The following is a 22,771-nucleotide window of genomic DNA, read 5'->3' on the forward strand; positions in this document are numbered from 1 at the left end:
AATTATGGCAATATGTGATATGCTCAAAGTATAAATAAAGAATAAAAGAGGGTAATTATGGCAGATATCGGAGAAAAATTACAGCACGCCAGAGAAGCAAAAGGATTTTCAATTGAGGATGTTGAAAAAGCGACTAAGATTCAAAGTAGATATCTGATAGCGATTGAGCAGAATGATTTTGCTAAACTTCCTGGCGACTTTTATGTCCGGGCTTTTATTAGGCAATATGCGCAAATTGTTGGCCTTGATGGTAAGCAATTATTGAGTGAATATCATAAAGAGATTCCTAAGGCTGAACCAGAAGAATATGTTGAGGAATCACTCGATAATAAGAGTGAAGAAGTCCGAAAGACGACCAGTAAGAAGAAAAAGCTGTGGCAGGACTATTTGCCCCGAATTATTATTGGCCTCGGTGTAGTTGTGGTTCTGCTGGTTTGCTACGTTGTTTACGCGCACTTCTCAGCTAACAACAACCAAGACAATTCGGCTAACGATGTGGCTGTTTCTTCGGAAAGTTCACAAAAACGCAAAAAGTCTCGGCCTAAAGTGGTTAATCCGGTCAAAATACGACAGTTGGCTGATAATCAGTACCAGGTTACTGGTCTAAAGAAAAACGGCAACCGTGACTTAGTCGTTCGTGCTGGTGATCAAGCTACGACTGTGACTATTACCATGAATGGGGTTAGCCAAGGGGCTCAGCCGCTAGCTGCAGGGCAAAAGCACACCTTGAAGCTGCCGGCCAATGTCCAGTCGGTAGTGGTGACGTTAAGCAATGCATCTGGTACCGCCATTTCAATTGGTAAGAAGAAGGTTCCCTACAATGGGCAAAACACCGGCCTTTCTTTAACTTTCTTGATTGGTAAACGTAACTCTAACCAGAATCAAGCTAACTCAACTAATTCGAACCAGCATCAGCAATCTGACTCAACTGTTAATAACTCAAATTCAAACCAAACTAATACTAACCAAGGCCAGCAGAGCCAACAAAACCAGGGACAACATCAGTCAACTGGCAATAATACTACAAATAATAACCAACATAGTGGCCAGTCTACCCAGAATAACCAGCAGACTGGACATGGGAACAATCAGACCAATGGTAGCGATCAGAACAAGCAAAGTGGGAGTGATTCAGCTAACAATGATGGTGATAAGAAATAGTGAAATAAGGAGATAGAGCATGAATTTACCTAATAAATTAACGGTATTTAGAATTTTGTTAATACCAGTCTTTATGGTGATTGTCATCTTTGGTGGTAATGCCAGCATCAAGGTTGGTAATACTACAGTATATTGGAATTTACTAGTGGCCGCGGTTGTATTCGCGGTTGCTGCAGCTACGGATTGGTTCGATGGACACATTGCCCGGGCGCAAAATTTAGTGACTAATTTTGGTAAATTTGCTGATCCGCTGGCAGACAAAATGCTAACGATGACAGCCTTTATCATGCTTATTTCTTTGAACTTGGCGCCAGCTTGGGTGGTGGCAATTATTGTCTGTCGAGAATTGGCGGTTACCGGACTGCGGCTTATTCTCGCTGAGAACAAGGGACAAGTGATGGCGGCGGAAATGCCTGGTAAAATCAAAACTACCTGTCAGATGCTTTCAATCATCTTTTTATTAATTGGTAACTTTTTCAATCTTGGTACCATTTTACTCTATCTAGCCTTGATCTTTACCATCTATTCGGGCTGGGATTACTTCCATAGTTCATGGTCTGTCTTTAAAGATTCAATGTAATTTACCTACATAATAACCAAAAACACTAATTTTATTAGTGTTTTTTGTTTGCACTTAATTAGGCAGTAAAGGTTGTCTGAACCCGCCTTAATTGATTAACAATTATAAACTTGCTAGAATTAACTTAAATAGTTCTTGAAAAAAGGAGGATTTTATGGTAAAGACGACGCCGATGGTTGAGTTTAAAAAGGTGACTTAGTTATATCCGAAGGTCAAAAAACCAGCTGTAGCAAATATTAGTTTTGCAATAAATAAAGGTGAATTTTGCTGTTTGATTGGGACTTCAGGTTCAGGCAAAACAACTTTAATGCGCATGATTAACCGCATGAATAGTGTAACTAAAGGGCAAGTATTAGTAGCTGGCAAGGACGTGCGGACCTTGAACCCGGTTAATTTACGGCGCCACATTGGCTATGTGATCCAAAACAATGGGTTGATGCCGCATATGACGATTAGGGAAAATATTGTTCTAGTTCCAAAATTACTCAGGTGGCCTAAAGACAAACTGGCGAGTGCGGCGCAAAGACTAATCAAACTGGCTGAGCTCCCCGCATCATACCTTGATCGTTATCCAATGGAGTTGTCTGGGGGGGCAGCAGCAACGAATTGGTGTTGTTCGTGCGCTAGCTGCCAACCAAAACCTAATTTTGATGGATGAACCCTTTGGTGCCCTGGACCCAATTACGCGTGAAAGTTTACAAAAACTGGTTCAAAACCTGCAAATGCAACTGGGTAAGACAATTGTGTTTGTCACACATGACATGGATGAAGCCTTAAAACTAGCAACTAAGATTGTGGTTTTGCATGATGGAAAGTTAATTCAAGTGGGTACACCTGATGAGATTTTACATCACCCGGCAAATGATTTTGTTAAAAGTCTAATCGGAGAAGAGCGGCTTGCGGAAGCAAAATATGAAACGGTTAAGGTCAAAAATGTGATGTCAACCGGGCCAGTTAAGATCAATCTGGGAGCCACACTGATCGACGCCTTGACCATGATGAAAAAACGTCACGTTGACACTTTATTAGTCGTTGACGATGGTAATCACCTTAAGGGCTATATTTCTATTGATGACTTACCGCGTAGAGATTTGAAAGTAAGTAGTGTGAGTGATATTTTACTAACCGATATTGCTAGTGTAGGTCCAGAAGAATATTTGCGTGATAACTTACGGCGGTTATTGAGTCGTAATGGGCAGTATATTCCGGTAGTCGACGCGGATCGGAAGCTAGTTGGAATAGTTACTAGGTCAAGTTTGGTCAACGTCGTTTATGAAAAAATATGGGGTGATAAAAGTCCCCTAGACGAGCAGTTATCAAAAGAGGCGAAATAAAATGACAACGTTTTTGGCTCAACATGGTTCAGAGCTAATTGTTAAAACGTGGCAGCAAATATCCATTTCATTTATTGCATTGGCCTTGGGTATCATTGTGGCAGTGCCACTTAGCCTTATTCTAATGAAGTTTCACCGCACCGCCAAAGTAGTAATTGCGCTTGCTAGTATGTTGCAGACGATACCTGCCTTGGCTCTTCTAGCAATGATGATTCCTTTTTTTGGTGTGGGTCGGGTGCCGGCAATTATTGCGCTTTTCTTATACAGTCTGATGCCGATTTTGCGTAATACCTATGTTGGCTTGACTAGTGTAAATCCGGATACAATTGATTCAGCGCGCGGACTTGGAGTGACAGAGGTGCAGCTGATGCTTAAAGTTGATATTCCCCTGGCAATGCCGGTAATCATGGCAGGTATTCGATTATCAGCAATCTATATCATTGCTTGGGCCACCCTCGCTTCTTATATCGGTGCGGGTGGATTGGGCGATTTCATCTTCAATGGGCTTAGTCTGTATCAACCTGATTTAATTTTTGCTGGCACAATTCCGGTAATTATCTTAGCTTTGCTGACAGACTATTTGCTAGGGAAGCTGGAACACAAAATCACGCCCCAGGGAATATAAAGGAGGATCATCATGAAAAACAGCTTTAAAAAAATCCTGCTGCTGGTGCTGACTTTTTTGCTAGTAATTGGGACGAGTGCTTGCGGATTACCAGGTCTGGCTGATACCCAAGGAAGTAAAGCAAATATTCGCATTACGGCTTTAACCACTACTGAATCGCAAATTGTGGCTAATATCGTGGCCCAACTCATTGAGCACGAAACGCCCTATCAAACGACGATCATTAACAATTTGGGTTCCGCCCCGATGCAACATCAGGCCTTAATTCGGCATGATGCAGATATTCAGGCTGCTGCCTATGATGGCGGAGAATTAACGGCCAACTTGCTCTTGCCGCCAATTAAGAATGCGAAGCAGGCCAATCTGACAGTTCGCCGACAAGTAAAAAAAAGGTGGGATCAAACTTATCTGCCTAGTTACGGTTTTGCAAACAATTATGCTTTTATGGTTAGGAAAAGTGACCAAGATAAGTACCATTTGCAGCAAATTTCCGACCTTAAAAGGGTAGCGAATAAGTTTTCTTTTGGCGTGGCTTCTGAATGGGTTAATGCTCCCGGAGTAGGTTATCCAGCCTTTCAGACAGCTTATGGGATGACCTTTGCCAAGGCCCATCCGATGAATATTGGCCTGGTCTATGCGGCTTTAAAAAGTGGGAAAATGGATGTGATCTTGGGTTATTCAACTGATGCCGCATTGATAGCTACAAACTTCACTTGCTTAAAGACGACCAACACTTTTTTCCGGCCTACAACTGCGGGATGCTAATCAACAACTACGTATTACGTGAACACCCTGAGCTTAAGCCGATTCTTGAACGATTAGTGGGTAATATTAGCGTTCACGATATCCGGCGGATGAATTTCCAGGTTGACGACAAGCTGCTTGAGCCCGCTAATGTTGCTCAGCAATTTTTGGTCAAGCATAACTACTTTAGGGGGAAAAACTAATGGCAACTTTATCACTATGGCAGCAGTTTGTTTATTATTACCAGCACAATGGTGCTTATGTGTTGGCGCAAATTAACCGGACCTTTTTGATTTCAGTTTATGGTGTGCTATTTGCAGCAGTAATTGGTATTCCAGTTGGGATTTTCATTTCACGTAATGCCCGTTTGGGGGACTTGGTAGTAGAAATTGCTAATTTTATTCAGACCATTCCGTCGCTGGCCCTATTGTCAATTGTAATGGTTGGAATGGGCTTGGGCGTGATGACGGTTATCTTTACCGTGACCCTCTACTCCTTACTGCCAATTATTAAGAACACCTATACAGGTATGAAAAATGTCGACCACAACGTCATCGATTCGGGTAAGGGCATGGGTATGACCAGACTACAGTTATTGTATCTGGTGCGTTTGCCACTGTCGTTATCGGTAATCATTGCCGGCTTGAAAAATGCGTTGGTCATCGCAATCGGAATTACGTCAATCGGTTCATTTGTGGGCGCTGGGGGCCTCGGTGACATTATTATTCGCGGAACTAATGCAACCAATGGCAGTGCCATTATTTTAGCTGGGGCTCTGCCAACTGCCTTAATGGCAATCCTGGCCGATACGGTCTTGAATTTTGCTCAAAAGTTGCTACAACCCAAAGGTCTTAGCAAGTGAATTTTTAAAGAAATTATGTTTTTTTGGCGTAATTACTAGTGCAGGTTAAAAGTTTAAACATTTGTTCGGTTTTCCTTGCAAATTGCTCGTTAATCAAAGTATAATTAGTAAGTATTGAAATGATCATTATTTAGGAGGAAAAATTCTTGGCCAAAGATGAAAAGAAGGCTGCGCTAGACGCGGCACTAAAGAAAATTGAGAAGAATTTTGGCAAGGGTGCCGTTATGCGGATGGGCGATAAGGCAAACACCAAAATTTCAACCATTCCTTCTGGTTCACTTGCACTTGATGCTGCACTTGGCGTAGGCGGTTACCCCCGGGGAAGAATTGTTGAAATCTATGGGCCAGAATCTTCTGGTAAAACTACGGTTGCTTTGCATGCAGTGGCTGAGGTGCAGAAACGTGGTGGAACTGCAGCTTATATTGATGCAGAAAACGCGATGGATCCTGCTTATGCCGAAGCATTAGGAGTAGATGTCGACTCACTTATCTTGTCGCAACCGAATACCGGGGAAGAGGGTTTACAAATTGCTGACACCCTGATTACTAGTGGCGCAATTGATATTTTAATCGTCGATTCCGTTGCTGCCTTGGTACCGCAAGCCGAAATTGACGGTGAGATGGGCGATAGCCATGTTGGATTGCAGGCCCGACTGATGAGTCAGGCCCTGCGTAAACTTTCTGGCAATATTAACAAGACCAAAACCATTGCAATTTTTATTAACCAGATTCGGGAAAAAGTTGGCATTATGTTTGGCAACCCAGAAACCACTCCCGGTGGTCGGGCACTTAAGTTCTATGCAACTGTTCGGTTAGAAATTAGAAGAGCCGAAAAGATTAAACAGACCGGTGGTGAAATTACTGGTAACCGGGTTAAGATTAAAGTTGTGAAGAACAAGGTTGCGCCACCCTTTAAAGTTGCTGAAGTTGACATGATGTACGGGCAAGGGATTTCCCAAAGCGGTGAGCTACTCGATATGGCTGCAGATAAGGATATCATTGATAAGGCTGGTTCATGGTATTCTTACCATGATGAGCGCATCGGGCAGGGCCGTGAGAATGCGAAAAAATATCTGGAGGACCATTCTGATATCTATGATGATGTACAACAGCAGGTTCGTCATGCCTACGGCATCGATGAAGATGCTATTGCAGAACGGGAAGACCCAGAAAAGGTCAAGGCCAAAAAGGCTCAAACTGCTAGCGCTACCGACAAGGAGGCTTCTGCAAGTGAAGAAGCCAGTAACAAAAGTAAGTAATTTTGAAGAAATAAACCTTGACCTGTAAACGGGGTCAGGGTTTTTTGGTCAATTCACATGCAGTTGTTTGACATCAGCGGCCCGGTTCTTTATCATTAAGACTGTGTGAATAATCTAAAAGAAATAAAAAAAGGCGATAGTAATCATGACAAAAATATTTTTGATTCCCGTCGCGATTGCTTTTATTTCAATTTTATTGGGTGCCGGTATTGGGTTCTATTTCCGAAAGCAGATTTGGGAAAAGAAAGCGCAGCATGCGCAAAACGATGCTGACCATATTTTAATCGAAGCAAAAGCACAAGTAGCTGCCGCTAAAGCAGAAGTCAATGCCCAGAAGCAGGAAGCTGATGCTTTAAAGCAGAGTGCACAAAACACTAAGAAAGAAAAAATTCTTGAAGCTCAGGAAAAGATTCAAGACTATCGACAAAAAGTTGAAGATGAGTTGCATGTCAAACGCGATGAGATTGCGCGTGACAATAACCGCCTGAAGCAAAGAGAAGATACACTTGATCATAAGAGTTCTTTACTAGTAGAGAGGGAAAATAACCTTTCTGCCAAAGAGGAGCAACTAAAGCAGGAACAGTCCGAACTAAGTAAAAAAATTCAAACTGCCAATGCTTTAGTTGAGCAAAGGAAAGAGAGACTCTATGAGGTTGCCCAGTTAGATGAGGAGCAAGCGAAAAAGCTGGTTCTGAGTCAACTAGCTGAGGAATTAAGCAAAGAGCGCGCAGAAATGATTCGTGATAGCAACGAAGAAGTTCAAGCTAAGGCTGATCATTATGCTCGTAAGGTGATTATTGATGCGATTCAAAGCAGTTCTGCAGATACAGTAGCCGAAACTACAGTTTCGGTGGTTGATTTGCCTAACGAGGAAATGAAGGGTCGGATTATTGGCCGAGAAGGTCGCAATATCCGTTCTTTTGAAGCCCTCACTGGAATTGATTTAATCATTGATGATACACCAAAAGTTGTCACTCTTAGTGGCTTTGATGCAATTAGGCGTGAAATCGCTAAAAGGGCAATGGAGCGTCTGATTAAAGATGGTCGAATTCACCCAGCTCGAATTGAAGAGACGGTGGACAAGGCTCGTAAAGAAGTAAATGATGACATTTATGAGGCCGGTGAAAGCGCATTGATGGAGTTAGGGATTCATAAAATGAATCCAGAACTTGTGAAAGTGCTGGGTAGACTTAAGTACCGCACGTCTTATGGACAGAATGTCTTGGGACATTCGATTGAGGTTGCTAAGTTAGCCGGAACAATGGCGGCAGAACTCGGTTTAAATGAAAAATTAGCGGTTCGCGCGGGATTATTACACGATATTGGAAAAGCCATCGATCATGATATTGAAGGTTCACACGTTGAAATTGGTGTGGAATTAACTAGAAAATATCATGAACCCGATGTAGTAGTTAATGCAATTGCGGCCCACCACGGTGATGTGCCGAAGTTATCGTTTATTGCCGAACTAGTAGTTGCGGCAGACACGATTTCTTCTGCTCGACCCGGTGCTAGAAGTGAGAGTTTGGAAAACTATATTAGACGGTTGACCGAACTTGAACAAATTGCGAAAAAATATGACGGAGTCAATCAAGCATATGCCATTCAGGCGGGACGAGAGATCCGGGTAATGGTAGAACCTGAAAAGATTTCAGATGATCGGATAACCGTTTTGGCACGAGATATTCGTAACCAGGTTGAAAAAGAACTTGATTACCCCGGTAATATTAAGATTACCGTGATTCGTGAGAAACGGGTTGTAACAGTTGCAAAATAAGAAAAAGATTGAATTGAAAAATTCAATCTTTTTTTATTTACCAATTTTGGTAAAGAGCTTAAAAATGTGGCGCGTTTAGACCTAAAATTAAGGGGAAAATAGGGCTGTGACAGTGGGATGCAAACTCAAAAAAGGCAGGGATCAAATTTAACTTTTAGCAGGTATTTGTCCAGTAATTTGTGCATTCTAAGTCAAGCTTGTATAATTAAAGCAACTTAATTATGAAAGTAGCCGACTATGTTTAAAATTATTGTTGAATTATTCTTTTTAGTGATTATTCAAGCTGCAATCACGCCCTTTATCAGACGGCTGGCCTTTGTGTTAGGGGCAGTTGATATTCCTAATAAACGACGGGTTAACAAGCAACCAATGCCCACATTGGGTGGTCTAGGGATTTTTGTGACCTTTAATATTGGGGTCTTTATCCTGCTACGAGAGCAATTTCCTACGCATGAGGCCTTTAGCATCCTTTTGGGTTCTAGTGTCATCGTTTTGACGGGGATCATTGATGATATTATGGAACTTAAACCCAGACAGAAGATGTTTGGCATTTTTATTGGCGCACTGGTTATTTACTTTTTAGCAGGGATCAAGATGAATGTGCTCAACCTGCCCTTTGTAAATAAGCAGATTAATTTAGGTTGGTGGAGTTTGCCGATTACAATTTTTTGGATCCTGGCCTTGACGAATGCAGTGGACTTGATTGATGGTTTGGATGGGTTGGCTGACGGAGTCTCAATGATTTCGCTGATCACGATGGGGGTCGTGGGTTACTTTTTCTTGCACACCGGCCAGTTATATATTCCGATTGGCTGTTTTATGTTAGCGGCCTGCCTGCTCGGCTTTTTGCCCTATAATTTTTATCCAGCTAAAATGTTCTTGGGCGATACGGGGGCGCTTTATATCGGTTTTATGATTGCCATTTTTTCACTCAAGGGTTTGAAAAACGTCACTTTCATCTCTTTGCTGGTACCGATTACAATTCTGGGTGTGCCAATCACTGATACAATTTATGCGATGATTCGGCGCAAGCTTAACAACCGACCAGTTTCGCAAGCTGACAAGCACCACTTGCACCATCAACTGATGAAGATGGGCCTCACGCACCGCCAGACCGTCTTAACGATTTATGCGCTGTCATTGATTTTTTCCTTTATCTCGCTATTGTTCTTGTTGTCACCAGCTTGGGGGATGTGGCTATTAATCGCTGGGTTAATTTTGGCCTTAGAAATTTTTGTGGAGTCAATCGGCTTACTTGGAGAAAAGTACAAGCCGCTCTTGGCATTGACCCAAAAATTTATTAATTCACGCAGTAAAAAAGACCCGACGGTTGAGGTTTGGCATTTAGGTCAGGAGAAACCGGAACAATTGAAAAAGCATCAAAAAGACTAGGATCAGCTAGTCTTTTTTAGTGGCTGTGGTAATTATGGTCGATGATGGGAAGTTCATTGTAGCGCTTAATGCCGACTTTAAACTGCACTTTACCCGCTAGTAAGTTAGTAAGCTGGTCTGCTAGTTGTTTTTGTTTTTGACTATCAGTATAAACATGCAGGACGACATCTGTGCCATAGTCAATGTGGTCGACCAAAAACTGTTCCGTCGCCAAAAAATGCTGTACTTCGTCGAAGTGGTTATACGGTACGTGGAAGATGAGCTCTTGCTGGAGCACCCGCTTGACTACGCCGATGGCTTCTACGCCTTTGGTAACACTGTTAGCATAAGCGCGAATTAGTCCGCCAGCACCCAGCTTAACCCCACCGAAGTAGCGGGTAACGACCACTGTAACATTTTTTAAATTCATCAGTTGCAGTGCCTTTAATTCGGGTACACCGGCAGTTCCAGCTGGTTCACCGTTGTCGCTTGCTTTCACGTGTTCGTCGTTTAAGCCTATCGTGTAAGCAAAAGTATTGTGGCTGGCATCGCGGTATTTTTGCTTTATTAAGCCAATTGCAGTTTCCGCTTCAGCAATGCTTGTGGTTCGAATTAGCGTGGCAATGAAACGACTCTTTTTAATGGTAAGTTCGTGACTACCGTTTACCTTAATGGTTAGGTAATTATTCTCTTGGGTCAAAAAATCAACCTCCTTTTTTGCGTATTTGGTAACTGGAGGATAAGTCAATGGAAAATCTAACCAACCTCGCAGGCCGTCAATGGATTAGCAGTCAAGAGGATTTTATCACAAGTGCGGGCTTGACCAAAGTTAGTGCAATTGTCAACAAGCATTGTCAGCGGTGCGGTGCCCGTGTAAGTGCGACCTTGCCTAACGGTAAGTTTTATTGTCGCGCCTGCATTGGGATAGGGCGTGTAGTCGAAGGAGATTTGCTGGTGCGTAATGGGGTAAGTAGAACTTTTCCGCACTGGCAAAACGGTGGCTTGACCTGGCGAGGACAATTAACAAATCAGCAAGCGGAAATTTCTCATAAATTGGTGACGAACTTCCAAAAGGGCCAAAATACATTGGTTCACGCGGTAACTGGTGCCGGTAAGACTGAAATGATGTTTTACCAGGTGGCTAAATGTCTAGCTAAGGGTGGCCGCTGCTGCATTGCCAGCCCGCGAATTGATGTGGTTAACGAACTGTTTCCCCGCTTTAAAGCTGCCTTTACCGACTTAACAATTGGAAAATACCACGGACGCGACTTTAATGAACCTGGGTTAGAACAACTGACAATATGTACAACGCACCAGTTGTTGAAGTTTTTTCGGGCCTTTGATCTACTAATAATCGATGAAGTTGATGCCTTCCCATATGTGGCCGATCCGCAGTTGCACTTTGGTGCCCGGCATGCGGTCAAAAAACCTGGCGTGTGTACTTATCTGACGGCGACTCCAACAAGGGCCTTGCTTGAGCAAGTTAAGACGGGTGAGCTTAAGCTGGTGCGACTTCAGCGCCGTTTTCATGGTGGACTTTTACCAGTTCCGCGAGAACGGTTGTTTTTGCGTCCCTATTTAGCAAAAGGTAAAATCCACCCGCAACTGCTAAAAGAAATTCGACTTGCCGTTAAACAGGGCCACCCGTTGCTACTCTTTGTCCCGCGGATCGAGCAGATTCCGCGCTATTTAGCCGCGCTTAAGCAGGTGAGCGCGCTCAGCGGGCTTGGCATTGCCGGTGTGCATGCCAGTGATCCGCACCGGCTAGAGAAGGTTGACCAATTTCGCCGGGGTGAGTTGCAGTTACTGGTGACTACGACGATACTGGAACGGGGCGTCACCTTTAAACATGTGTGGGTAATTGTCGTCCAGGCCGATGATCAAATTTATCCGGCTGCGAGTCTGGTTCAAATTGCTGGGCGGGTCGGTCGTGCAAAAGATGATTCCGCAGGGCTGGTTTTATTTTGCTACCACAAGTACACAGGCAATATTCGTCAGGCAATGCAGCAGATTAGGAGAATGAATCAGTGAAAAAATGCTTACTCTGTGGCCAGCTTTTTGTACCGCGAACTGCCCTGCTGCACCTGCTATCATGGCATTTACACCGCCAAGCAGCTATTTGTAGTCCCTGTTTGGCTAAGTTTGAACGGTTGGCAGAGCCAAAGTGCCGAATTTGCGCTGGCCAATTAGTGGCAGGCCAAGGGTGTGATGATTGCCAACGGTGGCAACAAATTTATGGCAAAAAGATTTTGTTTAACCATGCTGTTTACCGCTATAATGAGGCCTGCCACGACTTGATGGTAAATTTTAAACGCTACGGTGACTACCTGCTGTATCAGGTTTTACAGGAATTATGCTACCGCGAATTAAGTAAAATCAAGGCTGACTTTTATGTACCAGTGCCAACTTCACCTGAACATCTTGCCCAAAGACAATTTGACACAATTAGTGCAATCTATGGCGATTTAGTTCCCCTCAGTAATATTTTGTTAAAGGGGCCGGGCTACGGTGCACAAGGCGAAAAAACGCGTGCGGACCGCTTAAGCAGCCAGCAAAGTTTTACCGTTGCCAAAAAAACAGCTTCCAATTTAAACAAGCATAAAGTCTTGCTGTTGGATGATATCTATACTACTGGTAGGACACTGTATCATGCTCGGGATGCGCTTTTAAGCGTTTTTCCTCAGGCTCAGATTACTAGTTTCACAATTTGCCGGTAGATTAACTTGGTCAGTGCATTTTGGTTTTGGTATAATATGGGTAACAAAAAACTGCAGATACAGTTGAAAGGAGAATCTCAAATGTTAAAGTATAATGTTCGTGGAGAAAATATCGAGGTAACCGACGCTTTAAGAAGTTATGTTGAAAAGCGACTTAAAAAGCTAGAAAAGTATTTTGAATTGAATCAAGATATGTTAGCCCATGTCAACTTAAAAGTGTATCGTGACCGGCAGGCCAAGGTTGAAGTTACTATCCCACTGCCATACTTAGTTTTGAGAGCAGAAGAGACAACTGATGACATGTATCGCAGTATTGACTCTGTTTCCGAAAAGTTAGAGCGCCAGATTAGAAAATACAAGACCAGAATTAACCGGAAGAGTCGTGAAAAGGGGATTAGCGATTTCTTTGTCGACGGTGCTGCGGAAGAAGCAGATAAGAAGGCCAGCGATTTCACGATTGTCCGCAACAAACATATCGGTTTGAAGCCAATGAGTCCAGAAGAGGCAATTTTGCAAATGAATATGTTGGAACATGACTTCTTCGTTTTTCGTGATGCTGAAACAAACGGCATCAGTATTGTCTACCGTAGAAATGATGGTCGTTACGGTTTGATTGAAACCAAGTAAACAAGCTACTAAATTAACAAAGACCTCGCAGTTATTGTGGGGTCTTTGTTTCGTTTGTTTTTCATTTAGCCTCAATCATGGTAAAATTATTATGTGTTTTTATACTTATCTACATACAAGGATCGATTAAATGGCAAACATTTTAAAGAAGTTATACAACAACGATAAAAGAGAACTAAAAAAATTTGAAAAGATTGCGGCTCAGGTCGAAAGTTATGCTGATGAATATGCTGAACTGACGGATGAGCAACTACAGGAAAAAACACCTGAATTTCGTGAACGCTTGCAGAGCGGGGAAGAATTAGACGATCTTTTGCCAGAGGCCTTTGCGGCTTCACGTGAAGGGGCTAAAAGGGTCCTAGGTCTGTACCCGTTCCACGTTCAAATATTAGGTGGGATTGCATTGCATTTTGGTAATATCGCCGAAATGATGACCGGTGAAGGTAAGACTTTGACGGCAACGATGCCGGTTTATTTGAATGCCTTGACTGGTAAAGGCGTTCATGTGGTTACGGTCAACGAATACTTGTCTAGCCGTGATGAGGAAGAGATGGGCCAGCTCTACAAGTGGATGGGCCTAAGTGTTGGTTTGAACCTCAATGAGAAGTCACCGGATGAAAAACGGGAAGCGTATGACTGTGATGTTACCTACTCGACTAACTCCGAGCTAGGTTTTGACTACCTACGTGACAATATGGTGGTCTACAAGGAACAGATGGTTCAGCGCAAGCTTAATTTTGCAATTATCGATGAAGTCGATTCAATTCTGATTGATGAGGCCCGGACGCCGTTGATTATTTCGGGTGAAGCTGAACAAGCGAATGGCGACTATGTACGTGCTGATCGCTTTGTTAAGACTTTGCAAGAAGATAAGAGTGATGATGATGCCGATGACATTGAAGATTATGGTGACTACAAGATTGACTGGCCGACCAAGACTATTTCTCTGACCCGGATGGGCATTCAGAAGGCCTGCGACCATTTTGGTTTGAAAAACTTGTATGATGTTGAAAACCAGAAACTGGTTCACCACATTGATCAAGCCATGCGCGCAAATTACATCATGCTCAAGGATATTGACTATGTTGTGCAAGATGATGAAGTCTTGATTGTGGACTCATTCACTGGCCGGGTAATGAGTGGGCGACGTTATTCAGACGGCCTACACCAGGCGATTGAAGCCAAAGAAGGCGTTAAGATTCAGGAAGAATCCAAGACTCAGGCGACGATTACTTATCAAAACTTCTTCAGAATGTACAAAAAGTTGGCCGGAATGACTGGTACAGCCAAGACGGAAGAAGAAGAGTTCCGTGAAATTTATAACATGCAGGTTATTTCAATTCCAACCAACCGTCCGTTGCTGCGAAAAGATCGTTCAGATATCCTATACCCAACACTGAACTCAAAATTTGCAGCAGTAGTTGAAGAAATTAAGGAACGACATGCAGCGGGTCAACCAGTTTTGGTGGGAACTGTTGCGGTTGAAAGTTCTGAGCTGTTGAGTGACCTACTGAAAAAAGAAGGTATTCCGCATGCTGTTTTGAATGCCAAAAATCACGCTAAGGAAGCCCAGATTATTATGAATGCTGGGCAACGGGGTGCAGTTACGATTGCGACTAATATGGCTGGTCGTGGTACCGATATCAAGCTGGGGCCAGGCGTCAAGGAATTAGGTGGCTTGGCCGTTATTGGTACTGAACGGCACGAGTCACGCCGGATTGATAACCAGTTGCGGGGACGGTCAGGTCGACAAGGAGACCCAGGTGTAACCCGCTTTTACCTTTCACTTGAAGACGATCTAATGAAACGCTTTGGTGGGGAGCGGGTTAAGGACTTCCTCGACCGTCTGTCTAATAATGATGATGACAAGGTAATTGACAGCCGCTTGATTACGCGCCAAGTTGAGTCAGCGCAAAAACGGGTTGAAGGTAACAACTACGACACCCGGAAGCAGACCTTGCAGTACGATGATGTGATGCGGATTCAACGGGAAATTATTTATGGCGAGCGGATGCAAGTCATTGATGAAGAAGACTCACTTAAAGATGTCTTGGTGCCAATGATTCGCCGGACAATTAATAGTCAAGTTGACATGTTTACTCAGGGTGATCGCAGCAAATGGCGGTTAGATTCTCTGCGTGACTTTATTACGTCGAGTCTAACTTCTGAACAGGAGACCGATTCGCTTGATTTCAAGACGATTTCTATTCCTGATTTAAAGCAAGAACTATATGAGATAGTTGAAGCTAACTATGAAGACAAGCAGGATGCCTTGGCAGATCCAGCTGAAATGTTGGAATTTGAAAAGGTGGTTATCTTAAGGGTGGTTGATGACCGTTGGACCGATCACATTGATGCAATGGATCAGTTGCGGCAGTCAATCAGTCTACGCGGATATGGTCAGCTTAATCCACTGGTTGAATACCAGGATTCGGGCTACAATATGTTTGAAGAAATGGTTTCGAATATTGAGTTTGATGTAACTCGTTTGTTTATGAAAGCTGAAATCAGACAGAATCTTACCCGGTAAGCGGTAATTTTAAGGAGAAAGCAGAAGCTTTCTCCTTTTTACTAAGAAGGACAAAGGAGAAAATTTGACAATGGAACTAAGCGAAATTCAAAGCGAACTAGATAAGCTGAAGCGTCGTCTAGATCACTTTAGGGGGTCTCTTTGACCTGGATGCAATCAATGAGAGCATCATTGTTAACGAAAACAAGATGCAGGAACCAACTTTCTGGGATCATCAAGAGCAGGCCCAAGAGTTAATTAGTGCAACCAACTTATTAAAAGAAAAAAGAGATTCCTTCCAGAGTCTGGAGCAGAATTATCAAGATGAGCTGACCGCAGTTGAATTGTTGCGCGAGGAAGCTGATCAGGACTTACAAAAAGAAGTCGAAGAAAATCTGGCCAGGCTAAAGACAGAATTTCATCACTATGAGCTGGATCTGCTCTTGTCCGATAAGTATGATAGCCACAATGCACTGCTGGAAATTCACCCTGGTGCCGGTGGTACTGAAGCGATGGATTGGGGACAAATGCTTTTGCGAATGTATCAACGTTATGCGGACATTCAGGGCTTTAAATTTGAGCTTAATAACTATGAGCCTGGCGAGGAGGCTGGCCTAAAAAGTGTCAGTGCAAAAATTTCGGGCAAGAATGCATACGGTCTACTCAAGTCAGAAAATGGGGTTCACCGCTTGGTGCGAATTTCTCCCTTTGATTCAGCCAAGAGAAGGCACACTTCTTTTGCTGCGGTTGAAGTTATTCCGGAAATTGATGATAGCATCAAGATTGACATTAATCCCAAAGATTTGCGTATTGATGTTTATCGTTCAAGTGGAGCCGGTGGCCAGCACATTAATAAAACATCCAGTGCAGTGCGAATTACCCACCTGCCGACCGGCTTGGTGACTACTTCACAGGCTCAACGGTCTCAGCTGCAGAACCGTGAAACCGCAATGAATGAACTGCGGGCAAAACTTTTTCATTTAGCAGAAGAAAAAAAGCGGCAGCACAAAGAGGTGCTTAAGGGTGATCAAATGGAAAACGGCTGGGGCTCACAGATCAGGTCCTATGTTTTTCATCCTTATAATTTAGTTAAAGATTTACGTACCAGCTATGAAACTTCAGATACAAATGGTGTAATGGATGGTAAGCTGCAGCCATTTGTATACAGTTACTTGCAATGGTTGCTTAGTCAGGATAATCCAGAATAGGTGAGAAAATGACTTTTTGGGGAATTATTGGTATTGTGCTCTTAGCGGTAATTATTTTAAGCATGATTTTTGCGGTTTTTCATATTTTCTTGATGCTCTTACCCGCAGTGGTGGTGATAGCTGTCATTATTTGGCTGATTAACCACTTTACCAAGGATGATCGCCATAGCGGCTCAAGTAGCCCGGGTTTTCAAGATGATGAGTGGCCAGACAGAAACAGTGATAGACCTAAACGTAAAAAAGTACGTGATGCAGAAACCAAGGATGTTGACAAGTAAGCTGGGGGAACGTTTGAGATGGCAAGTGCAGTAAAATTAAAAAATCTTATTCGTGATAATAAGATTATTCAGGTCGTACATGGGCAGCAATATATTGCTAACCAGGAAATTACGGTGTCTGATATCTACCGACCGGGTTTGGAGTTAACCGGATACTTTGATTTTTACCCGAAAAGGCGCATTCAACTGCTCGGCCGCACCGAGATTTCATATGCTGCAAGACTTGATCATGAAAGCCTCGTTCGGGTCTTTACTAGATTGTGCAGCCCCCACACACCGTGCTTTTTTGTTTCACGTTCGCTGCGGGTGCCCGCAGAATTGGTAGCAGCGGCTGAGCAAGCGCAAATCCCGATTTTGTCTTCGAGTGAGTCGACCACTTATGTTTCGAGCATTCTGACGGAATACCTGCGTGAACGCTTGGCGGTACGTGATACAATTCATGGCGTATTGGTTGAAGTTAAGGGCTTGGGTGTTTTGTTGACGGGGGATTCTGGCGTTGGAAAGTCGGAAACGGCCCTAGGCTTAATTCATCGCGGGCACCGCTTAATTGCCGATGACCGGGTCGACGTCTACCAAAAAGACGTTGAAACGGTTATGGGGGAGTCACCGCAAATTTTAAAACACCTGATGGAAATTCGCGGGATTGGAATTATTGATGTAATGGACTTGTTTGGCGTTGGTGCGGTAAAAAACCGTGAAAGTATTAGATTAGTTATTAAACTAGTTAACTGGAACAAGGAAGCTAACTATGATCGGCTTGGCTTTGAGGAAAGCAAGCGTGATATTTGCAATGTTGAGGTGCCACAAGTCACGATTCCCGTTAAAGTTGGGCGCAACATGGAAGATATTATTGAAATTGCAGTGATGAATTATCGGGCAAAGAAGATGGGGCATAATGCGACCGCGACCTTTGACCATAACCTGACTAACCTAATTGCAGAAAATGCAAAAGAAGATTCACCGAAGGATAAGAATTAAATGATGTTAACAATCAGCCCAGTGGCCTTTAATTTAGGCGGGTTAAGCGTTAAATGGTACGGCGTAATTATGGCCTGCGCAATTATTTTAGCAGTCTCAATGGCCATTGTTGAAGGTAGAAAAAGGCAGATTGCCAGTGATGACTTTCTGGACCTGTTGCTCTGGGCAGTGCCACTAGGCTATCTTGGTGCGCGACTCTATTACGTGATTTTCGAATGGCCTTATTACGCCCAACATCCTGACCAAATTATTGCCATTTGGAATGGCGGAATTGCCATCTATGGCGGTTTACTTGCCGGCTTAGTCGTTTTACTGGTATTTTGTTATAAAAGGATGCTCCCGCCCTTTTTAATGCTTGATGTAATCACGCCCGGGGTAATGGCCGCCCAAATTATTGGACGGTGGGGCAACTTTTTCAATCAAGAGGCCCATGGTGGTCCGACAACGCAGGCTTTTTTGCAAGGGTTGCATTTACCGGCATTTATCATTGATCAAATGAAGATTGGTGGTGTTTACTACCAACCGACTTTTTTGTATGAATCGTGCTTTAATTTGCTTGGGTTAGTCATCATCTTAGCCCTCAGGCATAAAAAACACTTATTCAAGCAAGGTGAAGTTTTCATGCTCTACCTGGCTTGGTATGCCGTTGTCCGCTTTTTTGTTGAAGGACTGCGGACCGACAGCCTGTACCTGTCAGGTACAATTAGGGTGTCGCAGATGTTGAGCCTGGTCTTGTTAGTCGCGGTAATCGCCTTGTTTGTATACCGCCGGATGGTGGTTAAGCCGAAGTGGTACCTGGATGGCAGTGGTCTCAAGTATCCCTATACAAGAGATTAGCTAATATTTTAAGAAAGAAAGTTTGGATAAAATAATGAAAATAGCAGTTTTAGGAGCAGGTTCATGGGGGTCAGTCTTAGGCTCAATGCTTGCTGATAATGGTAATGAGGTTGTGCTATTTGGTAACAACGAAGAGGTTAACCAGGAGATCAATGACTACCACACCAATGACCACTATATGAAAGATTGGCAGCTCAATGAAACAACCCGGGCAACTGGGGATTTATCCCAGGCCCTGGACGGTGCAGCGCTAGTGCTCTTTGTTTTACCGACGCAAGCAATTCGATCAGTTGCCAAAAACGTCGGTAAGATTTTAATTCAAACTGGCAGTAAGCCACTCCTAGTCACAGCTACCAAGGGAATTGAACCCGGAACAAAAAAGCTGATCTCTGATATTCTGAGTGAAGAGATCTATCCCAACGACCAGGACAAGATTGTGGCTATTTCTGGTCCAAGTCACGCTGAAAGTGTTGCACAAAAGGATTTGACGGCAATTTCTTGTGCCTCCACCAGTTCCAGCAATGCTCAGCAGGTTCAGCAAATTTTTTCAAATGATTATTTCCGCTTGTACACTAATGATGACTTGGTTGGGGTCGAAGTTGCTGGTGCCGTCAAAAACGTGATTGCGATTGCAGCCGGGATTTTAGTGGGTAAGCACTATGGCGATGATGCCAAGGCAGCACTTATGACTAGAGGATTGGCCGAAGTTACTAGACTTGGTGTTAATTATTTTTGTGCTCAACCAATGACATTCAGCGGCTTAGCCGGTATCGGTGATTTGATTGTGACTTGTACTTCTGTCAACTCACGTAATTGGCGGTGCGGTAAGCAATTAGGTGAAGGCAAGAGCCTAGATTATGTTCTGGAAAACATGGGTCAAGTGGTTGAGGGTGCAACCACGGTCAAGGCGGTGTATGAACTATGTCAGGAAAAGCAAATTGATATGCCGATTAGTGAGGCGATCTACCGGGTGATGTATGAAAATTGTAACGTTGACGATGAAATCACCAAGATGATGGGGCGCAGTCCTAAACAAGAAATTAGACTTTAGGCGCGTTTCATTGTAAGATTTACTTACTTTAAATAAGAAAGGGTTCAGGGCAAAAAAATGACTAAAAAATATGATGTTATTATTATTGGAGCCGGACCAGGCGGCTTAACAGCAGCTCTCTATGCTTCTCGCGCCAACCTCTCCGTCTTGTTACTTGACCGGGGACTATACGGCGGTCAGATGAACAACACCGATGCAATTGACAACTACCCCGGCTTCAGCGAAATTAAAGGGCCAGAACTGGGCGAAAAGATGTACAATTCAATTATGAAATTTGGGACTGAGTTTGAATATGGTGATGTTCAGTCCGTTACGCTAGCTGGTGAAAACAAGGTGGTTAAGACTGATGCGGGTGAATACAGTGCTCCGGCGTTAATCATTGCCACCGGGGCTGACCACCGTCACCTAGGCGTTCCGGGTGAAGAGGAATATTCTGGTAAGGGTGTTTCTTATTGTGCCGTCTGTGATGCAGCCTTTTTTAAGGATGAAGACATTGCGGTGATCGGTGGTGGTGATTCTGCGATTGAAGAGGGGATTTACCTCGCTCAAAGTGCCAAGTCAGTGACAGTAATTCACCGCCGCGATCAGTTACGGGCACAGCCAACCTTGCAAAAGCGGGCTTTTGCCAATCATAAGATGCACTTCATCTGGAATGGTTTAACCGCGGCAATTGACGGGGATGGCAGCCGGGTAACAGGCGTGACCTACCAGGATAAGGTCAGCGGTGTCAAAAAGCAGTTGCCCGTGCGCGGTGTCTTCATCTATGTTGGAGTAATTCCGCAAACCGCACCCTTTAAAAACTTAGGCGTGACCGATGAAAAGGGCTGGATTCCAACTGATGAGCATATGCGGACCAAGGTTGCCGGCGTTTTTGCGCTCGGTGATGTTCGTGCTAAAGACCTGCGTCAGATTGCTAATGCAGTTGGTGATGGCAGTATTGCTGGGCAAGCGGCCTACAATTACCTGCAAGATTTGCAGGATCGTTAAAGTAAAAAGAATTCACCACTAGGTGAATTCTTTTATTTTTAAGATTGGACAGCAGATAAATGTTAAAATAGAAACTAGCAAAATTAATTACGGTAGAAATAGAGGATAGATGCTGGAATGAACGCAGAAGAAGCTTTTCACAAATGGCAAGACGCAAAAAATATACCCGATTATTTACAATTGCAACTGACAGAGCTAGGTCAAAATTCTGGCTGGATTAGTGATGCTTTTGGGCAGGATATCAACTTTGGGACAGCGGGCATGAGAGGGCGCCTTGAACCTGGCACCAACCGCATCAACCTCTTTACAATTGGTCGTGTAACCGAGGGGTTAGCGCGGTTAATTGACGAGGAGGGCGCAGCGGCGCAAAAGCGTGGCGTGGTGATTGCTTTCGACTCACGTTATCATTCACGGGAATTTGCTGAATATGCTGCACGTGTTTTGGGTGCGCATGGTATTCACGTTTATCTCTTTGATGACCTACGGCCAACTCCGGAACTGTCTTATGCTGTGCGCCACCTAGGCACCTTTGCTGGTATCAATATCACTGCTTCCCATAATGCCAAAGAATATAATGGCTACAAGGTGTACGGTGAAGACGGTGCGCAGATGGGACCAGAACATGCTGACCGCGTTTTTAAGTATCTGCAAAAGGTAGATGACATCTTTAAGGTCAAGGCTGAGGCGGTCGAAACGCTCAGGGCCAAGGGCTTATTGCAATTAATTGGTGAGGATGTCGACGAGGATTACCTGGCTGAATTAAAGACCGTTAATGTTGATACTAGGCTAATTAAGGAAAATGCGAACAAGTTAAAATTGGTCTATTCACCGCTGCATGGGACGGGCAAAATGCTCTATGAACGGGCATTTAGGCAAAGCGGTTTTACTAATGTGATTCCAGTAGCAAGCCAGTCTATTTTGGATCCTGAATTTCCCACTACCCAAAAACCCAACCCGGAATATCGTGATGTTTTTGATGCGGGGATTGAACTGGCTAACCGCCAAGGTGCTGACCTGATTATTGCTACTGACCCAGATGCTGACCGCATGGGAGCCTGTGTCAGAACAAATGATGGTGATTTTCAAGTTTTGACTGGTAATCAGATTGCGACCTTGATGATTAACTACTTATTGCTTAACTTGAAAAAGCAGAACCAACTAAGCAGCGATTATGAGCTGATTACGTCCATTGTTTCGAGCAGTATGCCACTGAAGATTGCGCGTGATTTTGGAATTAAGACCAAGTCTGTTCTGACTGGTTTTAAGTTTATCGGTGAAGAAATTGACCGGATGACTAGAGACCGTAATGGTAAGTTTTTGATGGGCTTTGAAGAGAGCTATGGTTACTTGTTTAAGCCATTTGCGCGTGACAAGGACGCAATGCAGGGTGCCCTTATGTTTGCCGAAGTGGCCTCATATTATGCTGCTCGCGGGATGACCGTGCTTGACGGCTTAATGGAAATTTGGCACAAGTATGGTACATCTTATGAAATCACCAAGGCAATTGAAATGCCAGGAATTGGTGGACAAAAGCGGATGGCCGCGCTTATGGCCAACTTGCGTAAAGAGCAGTTGAAGACAATTGCTGGGGTCAAGGTAGTTAAGACGCAAGACTTTTTGATGCAGCAAGAAACAACCGCGCAAAAGACTACGATGATGACCGGCTTACCAAAGTCAAATGTGTTAAAGTACTTTTTGGCAGATGAGACCTGGTTGGCGCTCAGACCATCAGGTACAGAGCCCGTAATCAAGGCTTATGTTGGAGTTAACAAGCCCGATATTAAGGCTGCAGAACAAGCGGCTGCTGACTATCAAGGTGCTCTGGCTAAATTGTTGAAATAAAGCAAAATCTGTGCGAAAATACGT

19 protein-coding genes and 2 pseudogenes are annotated in these 22,771 nt (G+C 43.7%); 20 read left to right on the forward strand and 1 reads right to left on the reverse strand.

All coding sequences use genetic code 11. The features are described 5' to 3' along the window. The first annotated feature begins 57 nt into the window (after positions 1 to 57). The 9 genes and pseudogenes from R8389_RS02675 to R8389_RS02715 all read left to right on the forward strand — a co-directional run bounded on the left by R8389_RS02675 (position 58) and on the right by R8389_RS02715 (position 9,734). Positions 58 to 1,161 (forward strand): helix-turn-helix domain-containing protein, encoded by a 1,104-nt coding sequence (locus R8389_RS02675; protein WP_317637941.1) that lies wholly within the window; start codon positions 58 to 60, stop codon positions 1,159 to 1,161. 19 nt (positions 1,162 to 1,180) lie between these two features. Further along, entirely contained in the window at positions 1,181 to 1,741 is a 561-nt protein-coding gene (pgsA, locus tag R8389_RS02680; protein WP_317637942.1) for a CDP-diacylglycerol--glycerol-3-phosphate 3-phosphatidyltransferase, read from the forward strand. A gap of 235 nt (positions 1,742 to 1,976) precedes the next feature. Beyond that, a pseudogene (locus R8389_RS02685) lies at positions 1,977 to 3,075 on the forward strand (ABC transporter ATP-binding protein). A gap of 1 nt (position 3,076) precedes the next feature. Then, complete coding sequence (locus tag R8389_RS02690; protein WP_317637943.1) at positions 3,077 to 3,700, forward strand: ABC transporter permease; 624 nt, start codon at positions 3,077 to 3,079, stop codon at positions 3,698 to 3,700. A gap of 12 nt (positions 3,701 to 3,712) precedes the next feature. Continuing rightward, a pseudogene (locus R8389_RS02695) lies at positions 3,713 to 4,647 on the forward strand (glycine betaine ABC transporter substrate-binding protein). Beyond that, entirely contained in the window at positions 4,647 to 5,306 is a 660-nt protein-coding gene (locus tag R8389_RS02700; protein WP_317637944.1) for an ABC transporter permease, read from the forward strand. Before R8389_RS02695 ends, R8389_RS02700 begins: the two are co-directional and overlap by 1 nt. Positions 5,307 to 5,452: 146 nt before the next feature. Further along, on the forward strand, positions 5,453 to 6,565 hold the full coding sequence (recA, locus tag R8389_RS02705; RefSeq protein ID WP_317637945.1) for a recombinase RecA: 1,113 nt from the start codon (positions 5,453 to 5,455) through the stop codon (positions 6,563 to 6,565). A 145-nt stretch (positions 6,566 to 6,710) separates the two neighbouring features. Beyond that, positions 6,711 to 8,342, forward strand: coding sequence for a ribonuclease Y (gene rny / locus R8389_RS02710; protein WP_317637946.1), 1,632 nt, complete (start codon positions 6,711 to 6,713; stop codon positions 8,340 to 8,342). 237 nt (positions 8,343 to 8,579) lie between these two features. Next, complete coding sequence (locus R8389_RS02715; protein ID WP_317637947.1) at positions 8,580 to 9,734, forward strand: glycosyltransferase family 4 protein; 1,155 nt, start codon at positions 8,580 to 8,582, stop codon at positions 9,732 to 9,734. A gap of 16 nt (positions 9,735 to 9,750) precedes the next feature. On the opposite strand, the gene R8389_RS02720 is transcribed toward R8389_RS02715, so the two are convergent. Beyond that, positions 9,751 to 10,413, reverse strand: coding sequence for a YigZ family protein (locus R8389_RS02720; RefSeq protein ID WP_317637948.1), 663 nt, complete (start codon positions 10,411 to 10,413; stop codon positions 9,751 to 9,753). A 47-nt stretch (positions 10,414 to 10,460) separates the two neighbouring features. On the opposite strand from R8389_RS02720, the gene R8389_RS02725 reads away from it, so the two are divergent. From R8389_RS02725 to R8389_RS02775, 11 genes are all read left to right on the forward strand, one after another. After that, on the forward strand, positions 10,461 to 11,744 hold the full coding sequence (locus tag R8389_RS02725) for a helicase-related protein (RefSeq protein ID WP_317637949.1): 1,284 nt from the start codon (positions 10,461 to 10,463) through the stop codon (positions 11,742 to 11,744). Further along, positions 11,741 to 12,430 (forward strand): ComFC family protein, encoded by a 690-nt coding sequence (locus R8389_RS02730; protein ID WP_317637950.1) that lies wholly within the window; start codon positions 11,741 to 11,743, stop codon positions 12,428 to 12,430. Before R8389_RS02725 ends, R8389_RS02730 begins: the two co-directional genes overlap by 4 nt. A gap of 81 nt (positions 12,431 to 12,511) precedes the next feature. After that, positions 12,512 to 13,057, forward strand: a complete 546-nt coding sequence (hpf, locus tag R8389_RS02735) for a ribosome hibernation-promoting factor, HPF/YfiA family (RefSeq protein ID WP_317637951.1) — start codon at positions 12,512 to 12,514, stop codon at positions 13,055 to 13,057. Between the two features lie 130 nt (positions 13,058 to 13,187). Continuing rightward, the gene (gene secA / locus R8389_RS02740; RefSeq protein WP_317637952.1) at positions 13,188 to 15,587 is read left to right on the forward strand and encodes a preprotein translocase subunit SecA; all 2,400 of its coding nucleotides are present in this window, start codon (positions 13,188 to 13,190) and stop codon (positions 15,585 to 15,587) included. A 70-nt stretch (positions 15,588 to 15,657) separates the two neighbouring features. Next, a protein-coding gene (gene prfB / locus R8389_RS02745) for a peptide chain release factor 2 (protein ID WP_317637953.1) occupies positions 15,658 to 16,774 on the forward strand; the annotation gives its coding sequence in 2 pieces (ribosomal slippage) (positions 15,658 to 15,729 and positions 15,731 to 16,774; 1,116 coding nt in all). 8 nt (positions 16,775 to 16,782) lie between these two features. Next, the gene (locus R8389_RS02750; RefSeq protein ID WP_317637954.1) at positions 16,783 to 17,052 is read left to right on the forward strand and encodes a hypothetical protein; all 270 of its coding nucleotides are present in this window, start codon (positions 16,783 to 16,785) and stop codon (positions 17,050 to 17,052) included. 18 nt (positions 17,053 to 17,070) lie between these two features. Next, on the forward strand, positions 17,071 to 18,030 hold the full coding sequence (gene hprK, locus R8389_RS02755) for an HPr(Ser) kinase/phosphatase (RefSeq protein ID WP_317637955.1): 960 nt from the start codon (positions 17,071 to 17,073) through the stop codon (positions 18,028 to 18,030). After that, positions 18,031 to 18,867, forward strand: coding sequence for a prolipoprotein diacylglyceryl transferase (gene lgt, locus R8389_RS02760; RefSeq protein WP_317637956.1), 837 nt, complete (start codon positions 18,031 to 18,033; stop codon positions 18,865 to 18,867). A 31-nt stretch (positions 18,868 to 18,898) separates the two neighbouring features. Beyond that, complete coding sequence (locus tag R8389_RS02765) at positions 18,899 to 19,918, forward strand: NAD(P)H-dependent glycerol-3-phosphate dehydrogenase (protein WP_317638232.1); 1,020 nt, start codon at positions 18,899 to 18,901, stop codon at positions 19,916 to 19,918. A gap of 57 nt (positions 19,919 to 19,975) precedes the next feature. Next, complete coding sequence (trxB, locus tag R8389_RS02770; protein ID WP_317637957.1) at positions 19,976 to 20,905, forward strand: thioredoxin-disulfide reductase; 930 nt, start codon at positions 19,976 to 19,978, stop codon at positions 20,903 to 20,905. Positions 20,906 to 21,022: 117 nt separating this feature from the next. Next, on the forward strand, positions 21,023 to 22,747 hold the full coding sequence (locus R8389_RS02775) for a phospho-sugar mutase (protein ID WP_317637958.1): 1,725 nt from the start codon (positions 21,023 to 21,025) through the stop codon (positions 22,745 to 22,747). Positions 22,748 to 22,771 lie beyond the last annotated feature (24 nt).

Source organism: Lactobacillus xylocopicola (assembly GCF_033096005.1).
GTDB lineage: Bacteria > Bacillota > Bacilli > Lactobacillales > Lactobacillaceae > Lactobacillus > Lactobacillus xylocopicola.